The sequence below is a fragment of the Xanthobacter autotrophicus ATCC 700552 genome, from assembly GCF_043194565.1.
Classification (GTDB): domain Bacteria; phylum Pseudomonadota; class Alphaproteobacteria; order Rhizobiales; family Xanthobacteraceae; genus Xanthobacter; species Xanthobacter autotrophicus_F.
Genome location: NZ_JBAFVS010000026.1, coordinates 37078 through 52526 on the forward strand (window position 1 = coordinate 37078; position 15449 = coordinate 52526).

General features: G+C 65.2%; 10 protein-coding genes. 7 read left to right on the plus strand and 3 right to left on the minus strand.

Going from position 1 to position 15449, the window contains the following annotated elements; translation table 11 throughout:
- Positions 1-9: 9 nt before the first annotated feature.
- A complete protein-coding gene (locus tag V5F48_RS20755; protein WP_394260205.1) occupies positions 10-2703 on the plus strand; it encodes a hypothetical protein in 2694 nt (897 codons plus the stop codon).
- Between the two features lie 11 nt (positions 2704-2714).
- Entirely contained in the window at positions 2715-3137 is a 423-nt protein-coding gene (locus V5F48_RS20760; protein ID WP_394107650.1) for a hypothetical protein, read from the plus strand.
- A 124-nt stretch (positions 3138-3261) separates the two neighbouring features.
- Here the strand turns inward: V5F48_RS20760 and V5F48_RS20765 are convergent, their stop codons facing one another.
- The gene (locus V5F48_RS20765; RefSeq protein ID WP_394260206.1) at positions 3262-4206 is read right to left on the minus strand and encodes a DUF1036 domain-containing protein; all 945 of its coding nucleotides are present in this window, start codon (positions 4204-4206) and stop codon (positions 3262-3264) included.
- A gap of 8 nt (positions 4207-4214) precedes the next feature.
- A complete protein-coding gene (locus V5F48_RS20770; protein ID WP_394260207.1) occupies positions 4215-5300 on the minus strand; it encodes a tetratricopeptide repeat protein in 1086 nt (361 codons plus the stop codon).
- Between the two features lie 322 nt (positions 5301-5622).
- Between V5F48_RS20770 and V5F48_RS20775 the strand changes: the two genes are divergently transcribed.
- From V5F48_RS20775 to V5F48_RS20795, 5 genes are all read left to right on the plus strand, one after another.
- Positions 5623-6420, plus strand: coding sequence for a MotA/TolQ/ExbB proton channel family protein (locus V5F48_RS20775; protein WP_394107653.1), 798 nt, complete (start codon positions 5623-5625; stop codon positions 6418-6420).
- A 62-nt stretch (positions 6421-6482) separates the two neighbouring features.
- Entirely contained in the window at positions 6483-7874 is a 1392-nt protein-coding gene (locus V5F48_RS20780) for a hypothetical protein (RefSeq protein WP_394260208.1), read from the plus strand.
- A gap of 203 nt (positions 7875-8077) precedes the next feature.
- Positions 8078-9343, plus strand: coding sequence for a hypothetical protein (locus V5F48_RS20785; RefSeq protein ID WP_394260209.1), 1266 nt, complete (start codon positions 8078-8080; stop codon positions 9341-9343).
- An 863-nt stretch (positions 9344-10206) separates the two neighbouring features.
- Positions 10207-12315: a trypsin-like peptidase domain-containing protein gene (locus V5F48_RS20790; protein WP_394260210.1), complete on the plus strand. Its 2109-nt coding sequence runs from the start codon at positions 10207-10209 to the stop codon at positions 12313-12315.
- A 12-nt stretch (positions 12316-12327) separates the two neighbouring features.
- The gene (locus V5F48_RS20795; protein WP_394260211.1) at positions 12328-13332 is read left to right on the plus strand and encodes a hypothetical protein; all 1005 of its coding nucleotides are present in this window, start codon (positions 12328-12330) and stop codon (positions 13330-13332) included.
- A 53-nt stretch (positions 13333-13385) separates the two neighbouring features.
- Here V5F48_RS20795 and V5F48_RS20800 read toward each other — a convergent pair whose 3' ends face one another.
- On the minus strand, positions 13386-15446 hold the full coding sequence (locus tag V5F48_RS20800; protein ID WP_394260212.1) for a UvrD-helicase domain-containing protein: 2061 nt from the start codon (positions 15444-15446) through the stop codon (positions 13386-13388).
- Between the last annotated feature and the right edge of the window lie 3 nt (positions 15447-15449).

Sequence of the window (15449 nt, forward strand, 5' to 3'; positions counted from 1 at the left end):
AAGACGGTCATGGCCGCCGAGACGGATACGCAGACGGACGCGCAGAGATGGACAGGCACGGCGCTCCCCTGGTCCACGCTCTATGCGGACGCCTCCCTCAAGCGGCTCGGTCTGCCGGCGTTTACGGTGATGGAGCCCGGTGCCGGCATCTACCGACACCCGCTGCTGGTTTGGAGCGCGGTTCGCAAGGCCGCCCGAACGGCCGTGGACGCCCCCTACCTGATGGTCTGCTGCGACGTGCTTGTGCTCGACGAGGACATGATCGTCGACCGGCCCGCCTTCATCCTCGCCCGCCGGATCGAGGCCGGTCCGCGCGCCGGCGTGATCATTGACAGGATCGGGCAGCCCGATCCCAGTCTCCTCCTCCTGACGCAGCAGATCGTCGCGGCGGCAAGCGGCAAGGCATCGGCCCTTTCGATCACCCTCGTCGTCACTGATGCCGAGGGCACGCCCATCGAGATCGGCTATGACCTCACGCCCGCCTCGAACGCGGAATTCTGCAAGGCCGTCGTGCTGGAACCCGGCGAATCCGTGTTCAGGGGCCTGCATCCGGGGGATGCCGGCCTTGGCATCATCGGGCTGGGCGAACAGCCGGCGCTGCTGCTGGAAACCCAGTTCCAGCTCGCGAGCCTGCGCTTCACCGAGGATCCGGGCCATGCGCGCCAGCTGCTGTTCTGGATCGTCGAGCTCCTGTCCGGCAACGCAGGTCTGGCCGAACTCGCGCTGCAGGCCCGCGCGCTTTACGACACGGTGTCGCTTCTTTCCGGTGAAGCCAAGAACGGCGTGCTGGTTCCGGCGCTCGACCACGCCGTCTATGCGGACCAGGCCGACCAGTGCCTCAAGCTGCTGACGGGTCGCAATCAGCGCCTTATCGACATGAAACAGGCAACCCGATCGGACAGCCAGTGGCTGGAGGACGCGCGGGTGATGCTGGCCGACCGCGCCAACGAACTCGATCTCAACGACAGGCTCGTGGCCCAGGCCCGCCGCACCCGTGATCAGGCCGAGGAAGCCCGCTCCGATGTCCTCGGCCAGCTGCTGGATACGCGCCTGACGCTGGAGCAGGCAAAAACGACCTTCGACATGGAAATCGAACGCTGGAAGCGTGCGCAGATGCAGGCGGCGGCGGTCGATCTCGTGACCAATTCACTGTCCCTTCTCTCCAAGATACCGGCGATCGTGGTTGGTGCCGGCGATGTGGCCGCGATCGGCCAGGTGTTCGTCGGCGATGTCACGCAGATCGCCGGGCAGGCAGGAAAGATGCTCGGCGCCGACCAGAGCGTAACCAAGCTGGTCAAAGGCCAGACCTTCTCGTCCTGGGCCGGCAAGATGGAATCCGCCCGCGGTCCGTTTGCCAGACTTTCGAAGTCGAACAAGATTGACCAGAACGCCAGCCAGCTCGCCTCCTGGGCGCAAGGCAAGACCGACAAATTCCTGCCCAAGGGCAAGCCGCTGCCGGCGCGGAACCCGGCCGGCGCCAATCCGCCGCCAGCCGCAGAGCCCGACCGCGAGAAGGCCGATGGCATGCGTGACAAGGTGGAGAGCGCGGCCGGCGATGCCAAGGGCATCTTCGACGCCGCCATGCGCCTGAAGGAAGTCGGCGAGGCCGCGGAGGCCATGGAGCAGAGCAGCGCCGAACTCCTCGGCCTCGCAGAAGGCTCCATCGGCGACAGCCTCTCGACCGTGGAGCCTGCCGGCATCGACATCGCGACCGGGGGCGCTCAGCTCTGGCAGAACCTCGCCATCGACGTCGAGAACATGTTCGAGAACCTGGCCGGCGGTGACGTGAAGTCGATCCCCGGCGCGAGCGCGTACCGCCTGGCCTTCCGCAAGCTGTTCGTCGCCGGACAGGCCATGAGCGTGGCGCGGCTTGCCCTCGCCAAGGCCAACACCGACCTTGCGGTGGCGCTCCTGCGCAAGCGCTCGGCCGCCAAAGCGCTGGACACGACGGAGCAGAGGGTCGCAAAACTCGGCGCGCAGGTGGCCGAGGACGAGACGGTTCAGAACACGCTGTTCGAGCGCGTCGTCGAAGCCAAGCGGGGCGTGTTCCTGGCGATGGAGACCTATCGCCGGGCCTTCTGCTATTTCTCGCTCATGCCACTGGAGACCTTGCCGGCCCTGCCGAAAATTACCGATACCGTCGACGATTTCAGCGACAAGGTGCGCCAGATCGCCGGCCGGACCTTCGAACTGGAGGCGGTCGAACAGATGACCGGCATGCCATCGACGACAACCAATATCGAGCTCGTCGTCTCCGATCCTGTTGAACTGCAGGGCGTTGTCAACAAACGCAAGATCGAGGTTACGGTGCCGGGCGACTCCCCGGCATTCAGGTCTTTCGCGCGGGTGCGCGTGTCGCGGGTCCGGGCCTATGCCGAGGGCGTCACATCGTCGGTTCCGATCCTCGTCCGCATCTCGACGAACGGCATCTACCGCGACCGCGTGCGGAGCGGCCTTAATTCTTTACCCCGCTGGCTCGACTTCTCCGGAAAGAAGTTCAGCCGGGTGTTCGTCTACAAGGATCAGATTTCACCGCCGCTGGTGGAAGCCGACACGGTCGAGCGCTTCCGCAACGATGTCTTTCGCCCGACGCCGTTCACGACCTGGACCCTCGTTTTCGAGCGCCAGGACGGCGCGGCGATCGATCTCACCGGCCTGTCCGCGATCCGCATGCAGTTTTCGGGCGAATGCTCAGCCCTGTGAAGAGGTTTTCGATGACCGACGCGACCGTCAAGACACCCGTGGATACCCCGGGCACCGAGGTCGAGAAAACCAAGGACGAGCCTAATAAAACCTCGCAATGGCGCAGCCTGATGCAGGCGACGTCCTCGCCGATCAAGCTATTCGCACTGATCGTTCTGGTCTGCAACACCGTATTCGGAGCCACGGCTGCAATCACGTCTCCCGCCAACTTCATGTATACACTGCATGCTTTTCTGGCGGTGGTCGCATCGTTCGTATTGATGGCCATCTGGAGCCCGCGATCCTTCTATTCCCCCGCCGAGCTGAAAACGCTGCTCGAAGTCGAACAGCAGGTGGGCCGCTCCGTCTTCCCGGAAAGCCGGCCATGGATGATGACGCTCTCGTTCTTCGTCGGCTTGCTCGTCTATGCGATCTACCAGTTCGCAACCCGATGACACGGATCTGTCGATGCAGGCCACAGCCTGTTCGACAGACACCGGTTCGCCCAACAGGCTCTAACCCTCTGTTTCATCGCAAGTGCGGACGCAAAACCGCGGCGCACTTTTGCTCGAAAATGCTCTAGTTGCTGAGGAAGGTCGCGATGATGTCGCGCAGGAATCTGTCGTCCTGGATGCGGGGGCACGTCGTGGTCGCGGCATAGGCGCGTCCGTCGGCGGTCCCGTCGCCGAAGCCATCGCTGCGGGCCTGCGCGTCGGCACCGGCCCCTGCCCTGGAGGCGTCCGAGGCGAAGGCCACGTTGAACCCCAGGCGGGCTTTCTGCGCATCCGTCAGGAAGCTCTCCGGGCTGCAGGCATCGGTAATGCTCTTCACCAGCCCGGAGAGATAGCCGAACGCATAGGCCTTGCGGTCCGCAAACACCTGCGCACGGTTCTGCCCGGCGGCAAGGCCGGCGATGAAGACCGGTTGCTTGTAGATCGAAGGCGGCGGGGGCGCGGGCGTCGCCGCCGGTGCGGGCGATGGAGCAGGGGTGGAAGAGGCAGCAGGGGCGGGAGTGGAGGGAGTGGAGGGACCGGGCGGGCGATCCCGGGTCGGAAACCCGACCGCCCGGCTCACGTTGCCGTCCGCTTCGAACGTGATGGTGTGCGTCGCTTCCCCGCTGGTCTCCGTTACGGAACTGGAGAAGGCGGCGAGCCGGGCGCCACTAAAGGCGGTGGCGGCATTGTAATAGTTGAAGGAGCCGGCGTTTTTCGGCACCGCGAACTTTTCCCCCTGGCCCCAGGTGCTCTGCCCCCGTTTCCGGTTCGGTCCCGTGAACCAGTCGGTCTCGGCACGGTAGTAAAATTGCGGCACGCGCAGCGCGCTGTCGAACAACCCGCATGATCCGGTGTCGACCCTCAGCCAGCCGCGCGACAGCCACCCCTTGGTGGTCTGCTGGTAGGCAATGGCGACGAACACCGTCCGCGGGTACTTGTTGCAGAATACGATATCCGCACGGGCCGCCCCGAAGGGCACCAAAGCGCAGATGGCGGCGGCGAAGAGGGATCGCCGAAGACCGGGGCTCATGGCATGCCTCATCGTGGCGGTCGCACGTCGAGGGGCATGCTGGCCTTCGGAATGCGCTTGTAGATGGCGGCCCAGCGGGTCTTGGCGTCGGCGCTCCCGAGGTCCGCCGCGCGCCGGTAATATTCCATCGCCTTCAGGAGGTCGGGAGGGCCGGCCTGGTCGTCTTCGAGGAGCCTGCCCGCGGCAACCAGGGCCGGCGCATAGCCTTCCTGAGCGGCCTTATCGTACCACTCCAGCGCGACTTTCAAGTCCTTCGCCGCGCCGATCCCTCGCTCTGCCATGGCGCCCATGGTGTATTGGGCGCTCGAGATGCCCTGCTTCGCCGCCAGGGCGGTAAGGCGCGCGCCCTCGGCGATATTCTTGTCGGTGTAATAGCCGTTCAGGTAATAATACCCGAGTTCGGCCTGCGCAGCCCGGTTTCCGATGGCGGCCAGCCTGGCCAGATTGGCGATGCCTTTTTTCGCATCCTTGTCGCGGGCGAGACCCATCGCAACCAGTTTGCCGCATTCGTACTGGGCCGGATCCGCCGTCATGGCGCAGTAGATGTCGGCAGCGGCGACGGTATCCTTCGGCACGCCCCATCCGTCACGCAGGGCGCCGGCCAGCTGATACTGGGATTCCGCGTCGCCCATGGCCGCGCCGGTGCGGAACAGGCCAACCGCCGCCACGGGATCGGGCGTTGCCACCTTGTCGCTGCGGATCAGCCGCCCAAGGTGGGCATTGGCGGTCGGATAGCCCGCGTCCGCCGCCTTCTTGAGCCACATCCGGGCATCCTCGGCATTTCCCATGGAGCCCATGCCGAACGCCAGAAGGAAGCCAAGTTCGCACTGGGCGGCCACATTGCCCTGCTCGGCGGCTTTGCGGAGCCACTGGACAGCCTCGAAATTGTCCTTCGCCACCCCGGTGCCATCGCGCAGCATGCTGCCGACGAGATATTGCGCCACCTCGTCGTTCTGGTCCGCCAGCGGTCGGGCGAGCGCCCAGGCGGCCTTATAGTCCTTGCGCATATAGGCGCCGGCCATGTCTTCCCGCGGGCCAGCCCATGCCGGCGCGATCAGCAAGGCCAGCACCGCGCCGATGATCGCGCCTCGCATCCCGGGCTCCTGCCTGCCATCCGGCATCGACGATACCGCGCTTTGGCTCACGCTCTCATGAAATCACAAAACACCCGCACTTCGCCACCCCGGGCGCCGCACCCGCAGTCGGCCATTGCCGGGTTTGAGTCCCGCGTGGATCGGCCGAACCGGATGAAACAACACGTTCACACCGGGAACATCACCTGAATGAGGGATGATGCCAGACGCCCGTGTGCCTACAAGGCCAGGAAAGTAGCACCTTGGCCATGACGCGGGCGTAGGCGCGGGCTAGACTTCCCCCGGTGGTCGATCGGCCAAGCCATGTCCCGCAGGTACCCTCATGAAACCTGGTTCCGAGGCCGCGTCGCGTCCCCCATCCTACCTGCGCGCCTTGCTGGTGGCGCTCGGCATCGCCATGGTGCTGATCGCCATCGCGTCGGTCGCGCTCCCGTTCGGATCCGGGCCGGCGGCGCTGTTGCTGGATCACCAGCCCTACAGCGTCTTCCCCTACCCCATCACCATCCAAAACCTGACCTACCTGATCCTTGCGGCGGGCCTGGCAGATCTTTACGTGCGCTGGCAGGTGGCGCGCCGCGAGCAGGCCTTCCTGCGGGCCAAATTCCTGCCGGAAGACGCCACCAGCGTGCTGCAGCTGCACGAACTCGGCGCCATCCGCCGCAAGGTCACCGATCTGTATGACGGCGATCATGGCTTCCTGCCCTATCTGATCGACATCACCATCATCCAGCTTCAGACCAGCCGGTCGGTGGACCAGGCGGTGGCGATCCTCACCAACAGCCTGGACCTGATGTCGCACCGGGTGGACATGCGTTACCAGATGGTGCGCTACACCGCCTGGCTGATCCCGACCATCGGCTTCATCGGCACCATTATCGGCATCGCGGTGGCGCTGGAATTCATCAATCCGCAGAAGATCGACCTGGCCAAGGTCACGGGCGGCCTTTCGGTTTCGTTCTACACCACGCTGGTGGCGCTGCTGGTGAGCGTGATCCTGGTGTTCGTCCAGCACATCGTGCAGAAACAGGAAGAGATCGCCCTCAATGAGGCCGGGCAATACTGCCTGAAGAACCTCATCAACCGCATCTATATTCCCCACAAGGAGGATGCCGCATCATGATGCGGCGGCGGCACGAGAACGGCGGCGGCGAAGTCGCCATGATGGCCGTGATCACGAAGGCCATGGGCGCCTTCCTGATCCTGATGATCATGCTGCTCCCCTATTATACCGGTGACACCCGCAGCCAGCAGACCGTCGAAGACACCAAGCAGCGCATCGACGACGCCAAAACCAGCCTCGACAGCGCCGTGGACCGGCTCAAGAAGGGCCGCCTGACCGACGAGGAGATCGACGAACTGCTCAAGCGCCTGACACAGGTGCGTGACGAACTGGCGGAGGCCCAGACCCTCATCAGCCAGCTCAAGATGCAGGTGGACCAGGCCGCGTCGCAGATCAACCGGCTGGAACAGCAGAACGCCCAGCTCCAGAGCCAGCTCGCCGCCCTGCAGGCCGAGGTGGAGGAACTGCGCAAGGAGATCGCACGGCTGAGGGCCATCGACACCGCCGCCCTTCAGGCCCGCATCCGCGAACTGGAGAACCAGGTGGCGCAACTGAGCGCCGAGCTGGACGCTCTCAAGACGACGCTCAATACGGCGCTGACCCGCCTCGCCGCCGCCGAGGCCGAGAACAAGGCGCTGCGGGACGAGATTGCGCGGCTGCGCGCCATCGATACCGCGGCCCTTCAGGCGCGCATCCAGGCGCTTGAGAACAGTATCGCGCAGCTGCGCGCCGAGGTCGTCGCCCTCAAGAAGACGCTGAATGACGCCTTGAGCACTTTGGCCACAGCGGAGGCGGAGAACAAGGCGCTGCGCCAGATCGCGCGGCGCAGCCAGGCGATCTTTGCCGTTTCGCGCTGCGATGTGCCCGCCGAGATGGAGGTCGAGATCCCCACGATCAACCCGGAGGCCGTGGTCCGGGGCAGCATCGCGCAGGTCGTCGACAGCGCCCTGCCGTGGAAGCAGCCCCCGAGGCGCCCGGGAGAGCCGGGGCCTCCGCTGTTTCCCGGCGACATTTCAAATACCGCCCTGACCGGCCTGAACCTGCCCTATAATCCCAGCGACGACCTGGTTTTCGATGTCTTCGTCACCGTGAAGATCTCGGACCGATTGTTGCAGTCCATCCTGGCATCGAGCCCCAAGGACAACGGGACCGTGACGTCGAGCAAGGGCCAGCCGACCTGCTCCGTGACGGTCTTTGCCTCGCTCCAGGGCGCGATCACCCGCCTTGGAACCTATAAGCTCGGGGCAGCCGAACCGGTCGTGTTTGTCCAGAGGGTCCATTACAAGCCGAACGGCGTGCTTGCTGCGGCCACCGAGCAGAGGCCGGGCATCCAGCAAGCCATTGCCGAGGCCGTGTGCACGCACAGCCCGCCGTTCTGCCAGCTCGCCAGGCGCCATGCGGCCTGGCGGGTCAAGGGCAGCGACCCCTGGTGGAACGAGGACAGGGACCCGGACGCGCGGCCATCACCGCCGCCGCCCTCGCCGCTGCAGGACCGCACCATCACTCCGAAATAGGCGACCCAAATCCCCCGGTACGTCATCGAGTGGTAGACTATTCGAGGTCCCATGCCGGCACGCGCGGCATGGTCGGGTTGAGACGAGGACGTCCCTCGCGCGGCAGGCCGCCGCATCGGCGGCTTCGGGACGCAGGGCCAGCGACAGACCGGAGCGATGTGTCACCGATGACTTCCCGATTCATTCGCTGCATCAACGGGCATGTGTTCGATGCCCATGCGCACGGCGCCTGCCCGACCTGCGGCTGGACCGAGAAAGAAGCCGCGCCGGCATCGTCTCCCGAGGAAAATTCCGGCCGCAAGAAGCAGGCGACCCCCCTGCCTCCGGAACCGAACCCGACCCGTCGCCTGCTGGTCCTGGCAGCGGCCAGTGCCGGCGTGGTTGCGGCGACCGCGGGCGCCTATGGCTTTTTGAGCCGGTGCGGCGGTCCGCTCGGTACCGACTGCCTGCCGCCGCCCCCCCCGGCGCCGGAGCCCAGGCAGCAGGCGGAGGCCAAGTCTGCGGCCAAGTCGGAACCCAAACCCGAGCCGAAAGCAGACCCGAAACCCGAACCGAAGGCGGAGCCGGAAGCCAGGCCGGAGACCGGCCCGCCCCGTTTCGCGGACCTGGAGCCACTGGAGCAGAGCGAGCAACTGGCCGTCGCCCGGGCGCTGGGGCTGTCGGCTTTCCTCACCCAGATGGTGCTGATGGCGCGGGCCATCCACCTGTCCCGGGCCAACCCCAAGGATCTCACCGCCAAGCGCTATCTCGTGCCCTTTGTGAGCGCCAACCAGCCCTTGGCCCTGAGCGAGGCTGGCTCGGCCGCGCACTATGGCAACGCGGTGCGACAGGACGATGCCGCGGCGCGGGAATACCTGAAGCGGGCCGCGGATTTCGGCGTGGTCAGCGCACGCGTCGAACTGGCGGAAATGCTCCTGGCCGGACAGGGCGGGCCGCGCGACGAGAAGGCGGCCGGCGATCTGCTCGTGCTGGCGGCACGCGCCGGCTCCGAACACGCCTTGAACCTGCTGTCGACCATCGGCCGCGGCAGGGGATCGGAGCCGACGGCGAGCGACCTGGACGGCCCGGTGAATCAGAGGAACTGGTCGCAGGTCAAGCCGATCGCCACCAATCTGGCGGACGCGCAGATCGCCCAAGGATACAACGCCATGGGACTGTGGAGCAGATTCGGCCCGAACCGGAGCGCGGCAGAGGAGCAACAGTGGTACCGCAAGGCGGTCGCCCTGGGCCTTCCCATTTCCATGCGGAACATGGCCTGGGACGAGACCCATCCCACCTCCGGCGGCGCCAATTTCGTCGAAGCCATCGCCTGGCGGCAACTCGAGCGGCTGTACGTGGTGGAGCGTGGAAGCGCCAACGCCATCGGCCTCGCCATCTGGGACCAGAGCGGCTTTCTCGACCGGTCCCAGTGGTCGAAGCTCCGGACGCTCTTCGCGGGCATCGACATCGCAGGTCCCAAGGGGGCATGAGGGGGCACGAGCGCCCGTCCCTGCCCCAAGTTGGCCTCGACATCGGGCCGACCGTGTGTCGCGTGAGATCTTTATTCCCGCCTCAGGATTCGAAATCTCGTCCCCCATTTGGAGGATGATTTCTTACACGCTCAAGTCATAGCCTGAGCAGACGCGCAAGATCAGGCCTCCCTCAGAGCGAGGCATTTGCCGTACAGGGTTTGCGTTTTGGCCGACATTGTCCCGCACCCATCCAAGCCGGTCGCCGTTCAATATTCGCATCCACTTTGAGATTATCATTCATTTTTATATTCCGTATTGCGTCAAAATCCGGTTTCTACGACGGCGGAGAACGCAAATGCACAAAAGTGCTGTCCTGTTCATATCGACTTTATTGACGTTGACGTCAAACGTAAACGGATCTCTTGCTCATCCGCAAGCAGACGTGCCTGAAGATATTCTCAGGCAACGGAATGAACTCGTGAGGCGGATGGATATCCTCGCCTCAACGCTCCCCGAATCGCCACAGCAGTCCGCAAGCAACCGCCTCACGCAGTGGTACAATTGGGGCAACTGGCGGAACGGCTGGGGCAACTGGCGCAATTGGTGACGCCATGGCCACCGGACGCGTCAACCTCCTGGTGCTCCAGCCGACGCCCTTCTGCAACCTCGATTGCACATACTGCTACCTGCCCCATCGACACCTGAATCGCGCGATGAGCGACGACACCCTCGATGCGATCGCGCGATGCTCTTCCGCCGGCGTCGGCGATGGGCGAGCCGGACGATGATCACGGGAAATCCACAAGTCAATTTCGTCGTCTTTTACTTCGAGCCACTTCGACCAACAGCTTTCATTCGCTTCAAATAGGGGGGTCCACGCCATGTCGCCCAACCTGAAATCGACCGACGTCCCTTTCGTCAGTCTGCCGGACACGAAAGCTGATCCGTTTTCCGATGTGGGTAGCACCGCCGGTGTCGACAACCCGGCCAAGATGCTCGAGGGCTGGACAGGCTGGGCGCGGCGCGGGCGGGCGCTGCAACCCGACGCCTCGAAGGCGGATATCGATTTCGAGGCGTCCATCGGGCGCTTTCAGACCAGCCCTGCCGCCCTGCTGCAGATCCTCGCGGAACGCCGGCGCGCGGTCGCCATACTCTCGGTCGAAGGGCGCAATCACGAGGGTCTGGAGGGAAGCTGGAGCGGCACCGGCTTTCTGGTCAGCCGCAATATCCTGCTGACCAACCATCACGTCCTCAACACGCCGGATGTCGCGGTCAGTGCGCGGGTCGAGTTCAACTACGAGATTTCGCCCGACGCTCTCCTGAACGGCGACGGCCGCACGCTGCCGGCGTCCCAGGTCTTCAAGCTCGACCCCGCGCGGTTCTTCATCACCAGCCCCACCGCGGACGGCCTCGACTACACCTTCGTTCGTATCGATGAGGCCGCATCGCAGGCGTTCGGCACGATCCCGCTGGAGCGATCGAGCTTCACGGTCAACAAGAGCGACCAAGCGTTTGTGATCCACCATCCGGACGGTCAGCACAAGCAGGTCAGCTTCGACGACAGCGACGTCGTCGGCATGGACACGACCGTGATCCACTACACCTCCGACACGCTCGGGGGGTCTTCGGGGGCTCCTGTTTTCGACCGGCGGGGCCGGCTCATCGCGCTCCACCACGCCAGCCGGCGCTGGTCCGGAGAAACCGAGGATGGAAAGCCCATCGATCGCATCAACGAGGGCATCAAGATTGCCGCCATCGCCCTCGATCTCGAAACGCGGGCGCGCAAGGGCGGCGCCGACGCCGCCTATGCCGAGGCCATCCTGAAGGAGATCAAGGGCTCCGACACCATGGCGGGCTTCTTCGGCGGATATGGCCGGCGGATCGATTCCGAAAGGACTGCCCCGGAAGCGGTGGTGGACACCTATCGCGGCACCGATCAGGACATCGACGTCGGCTTCTGGAATATCGAGTGGCTCGCCAACCGCTGGAAGCAACCGGGTAAACTCGATGGCGTCGCCAAGGTGATCACCGACCTCAACCTCGACGTCTGGGGCCTGTCCGAGATTTCACCGCCGTCCGTCGAAGCACTGGTTCAGCGCATCTACGAGGTGTACGGGGAGAAATTCGACTTTGCCCTGTCTGAACCCGATGCCGGAACGTCCAAGCAATCCACTGCGATGATCTGGAAAAGCTCGTCGCTGAAGGGCGAGAAAGTCGCTTGGCCGAGCAGCGTCGAGCCGCTCTTTCACCAGCGTAGCGACGATCCGGACGTTCGTGTCGAGGCCGTGCATGGCAACATCTTCGATCGTTATCCGGCCCTCTACCGCTTCTCATGCGCCGCGGCGCATGCACCGTATAGCTTCTTCGCCGTCCCCCTCCACCTGAAGGCCATGGACGAGGGCAGCCTCAGGCGGCGCCTTGCGACGCGCATACTCGCGCGTGCGGTGGAAGACGTGGTGGCGGAGCACAATCTCGACGTGATCCTCGGCGGCGATATGAACGCACCGCTGGCGAGGGGCGACTTTTCGGCCATCGAGGACGCCGGCTTCCTGATCCTCGGGGCCACGGACGAGACCGAGGGCGCGTTCAGTTACATCAAGTCGCCCCGCTCCGCGATCGACAACATCTTCCTGTCGCCGAACATGCGACAGACCGTCGGCAAGGTCGACTATTTCATAGTCGCGAAAGACCGGACCATGTCCAACTACCTTGCCATTTCGGATCACCGTCCGGTAGCGGTTCGACTGTCGCTCGCCTCCACCGGCGGCCAGCAGCCGCTCGACCGCAAGCAGATCGACGCCATGATCGACCAGATGCTCGATGCACCAGCACCGCCGCAGGCCAAGCGGAGCAAGGCGCCCGTCGCCCCGAACAACCTGACCGGCCCTGCCCGGAAGGCGCCTTCAGCCAAAGCCGCGAAGCCCGAAAAGGAAGCGCCCACGCCGCCCGGCAAGACGCCGCCTCGGCGCACGAGCCGACGCGGTAAATGAAAGGGGACACCCATGACCCGGCTAAGCTACGACGCCTTCAAGGCGATGATCATGAACCCTGACGTACCGGATTCGGAGATCGCGCCATTTCTGCGGGCACTGCCCGACGACAGCGGGCCATTCGATCCGCGCATCGAACCCGACCCCGACAAGGTGGAGATGACGCCCGAGGGCGACTTCGACGTGGAAAGCGCGATCCGCTGGGGCAACGCCATTTGCCGGTGGCGGCGCCAGCAGAAATTCGAGCAGCAGATCGCCAACGGCGTCAAAAAGCCGGTCCTCGTCTCGGAAGGAGACTCCTGGTTCCAGTTCCCCTTCCTGATCGAAGACGTGATCGACCATCTGGGATCCGACTTTCTGATCTGGAGTCTCGACGCGGCCGGCGACACCGCCGACAATATGGTCAATCGGCGGTCGGAATACATGGCCGGCCTGCAGCGCCAGAAGGCCCGCGGGGTCAGCGGGTTCCTGTTCTCCGCCGCCGGCAACGACGTAATCGGCGAGGACTTGCACGGCAATCCTGTCCTCTCCGGCCTGTTGAAGACATACGCGCCCGGCAAGGATGCGGCCTGGCACGTCGACAAGGGCGCACTCGCCGCTGTGCTGACGCGCCTTGAGACCGACTACCGAACGGTGGTGTCCACCGTGCGCAGCGATCCGGATTTCCAACGCCTGCCGATCTTTGTCCATGGATACGACTATGCCATTCCGGGCGGCTATCCCGGCGATCAACGCAATCCGGCCTATGCGAGACAGGATGAGTGGCTGGGCGGCCCCATGACCGAGAAAGGCATCGTCGACCCCCCGCTTCAGCGGGCCATCATCCGCTTCCTCATCGATGCGCTGTACGACATGCTGGAGCGGGTCGCCGGACGGAGCTCGGACACGCAGGTGTTCGTGATCGACGTGCGAGGAACGCTGCGAGACGGGGAATGGGCAGACGAGATCCACGGCACCTCTTCCGGCTTCAAAGCAGTTGCCGCCTTGTTCCGCACGATAATCAAGCGGGAGATCTGATCGGACGGCACCCCAAATCACCCGTGTCAGCCTCGCATCCCGCCGCAGCCGACCTATCCGATCTGTTCGCCAGCGAAGTCCGCGAGATATTCTGACGCGGGAATGACCCCGGACAGCAGCAGATGCTCGCGCGCCCGCGTACAGGCCACATAGAGCAATCGACGTTCAGTTTCGTAGATATCGTCGAGCTCGGCTTCGTCTGCGGCGTCGGTCACACGCTCGTCGAGCGGGAGAACGCCTTCGTCGCATGCCATCACGACGACGGCGCGGAACTCCAACCCCTTGGCCAGATCCATGGGGGCAGTCGACATCTGGTCGGCGCCCGCGAGCCCGGCGATCGCCGCCCGGGCGCGCGCGACAAGCTGGGAGGATCGAACGAAAAGGCCGATCTCATGGGCTGAAATGCCCTCGGCGAGCCAGGTTGCCACCACCGCGCGAACCGTTTCCGCCTCGGCTTCGATGCTGGACAGGCGCTTGACCTCCGGCCGCGGCCCGTCGAAGACGGACACGATCCCGCGCCGCTCGTCCTCCATGCCATCAGTGTCGCGCAAGACGGTCGGCAACAGCCGGTCGGCGGCACTGCGGATCTGCTGGGAGGTGCGGTAGCAGACCTTGAGCGTGTGCGATCGGCCGCGCACCTCCACGCCGAGGCTCGCCCATGAATAGGGATGCTGAAAGATGCGCTGGCCAACGTCACCGGACAGGAACAGGCCATCCGGCCGGGCCGGTGCAAGCGCGGAGAAAAATCTCAGTTCGGCCGGCGCGAGGTCCTGCGCCTCGTCGATGATGACATGGTCGAACGCCTTGGATGGACGCCGCGCCAGAGCGTCCGCCAGTCCGGTGAAAACCTCCGCCCAGGTCGTATAGCGCTCTGCAGCCAGCGCCTCGCGCGTCGCCGCGAACACCGGCCACAGCCGGGCGCGCTGGTTGGGGCCAAGCCTGTTCTTGCGCCCCATACGCTGGACGGTGGCATAGGCGTCGAGCGATGTCAGGCCCCAGGCATCGACCACATTGCTCCACTCGGACAGCAGGAAACGGTCCGAAAACCCCTTGAGACCGGTCGCGGCGGCAGCGGCACGCAGCCGCTCCCGCAGGACGGCGTCGGCGGCGATGCGGGGGCGCACGCCGTATTCCAGCTGATGCATTTCCTCGGCGATCCCCCGGAACGACGCGGTGGTGATGCGCGGCACGATGCCCCCCGTCTCGGGTGCAAGCACCAGGAGCTTCTTTGCCAGGGCATCCGCCAGCGGCTGCGAGAAGCTCGCCAGCAGGATGCGGGCGTCGGGGTTCGCGCGCGCCAGCCGGACGGCGCGATGGAGCGCGACGATGGTCTTGCCGGTGCCCGCGGAGCCTGCCACCCGCGCCGGGCCGGAGAAGGTGCGGTCCACCAGAGCGCGCTGGGAGGGGTGCAGGAAGACGCCCCACTTCTCCCACGGGAAGGCCAGGGCCTGTTCCAGTTCCTCCTGATTGGCGATGAGGCGGATGCGACGCAGCGCATCGGGATGGGCGAAGGGCGAGGCCGGGACGGGCGAAGGCGGGGCGAGCATGCCGGTCGCCGCATATTGCAGCAGCGCCTCGGCGGCCTCGGCCGGCAGGTGCCGGGCGAGGGCGAAGAAGCCGTCCTCATTGGCCGCGCGCACGTCCGCCAGCCAATCGGCGGGCACGCCGATGGAGAGCAGCGCCTCGTCGTCCAGCGCAGCGAACAGGCGCGGGGCCGCCTGCGGACCCTCGGTCGGTGCGGGAAGGACGAGATCGAGCGTTGCCGGCGCGGCAACGTCCTCCACCCGCTCGCGCACCTCGACGATCTGGATGGCGCCGGTGCGCGGATGCGCCTCGATCCGCCGCCGCTCGGCCCAGGCATAGGCATCGTCGTGATGGCCCACATAGGCGAGGAGCAGGCTCTCGCCGGTCTTGTGGATGACGAGGCGGATGTCGCGGTTGACGCGGGCGGACCAGAAATTGGCATCCTTGCTGGCATCGATGCGATGCAGCTTCAGCCCGTTGCCGGCCGGGTCCATCTGCAGGTCGAACACGCTTGCCTTCACCGCCTTCTGGTCCATGCCGGACAGGCGGGTGAAGGACGAGGTGAAGGTCTCTGCGATCAGGAACTGCATGGG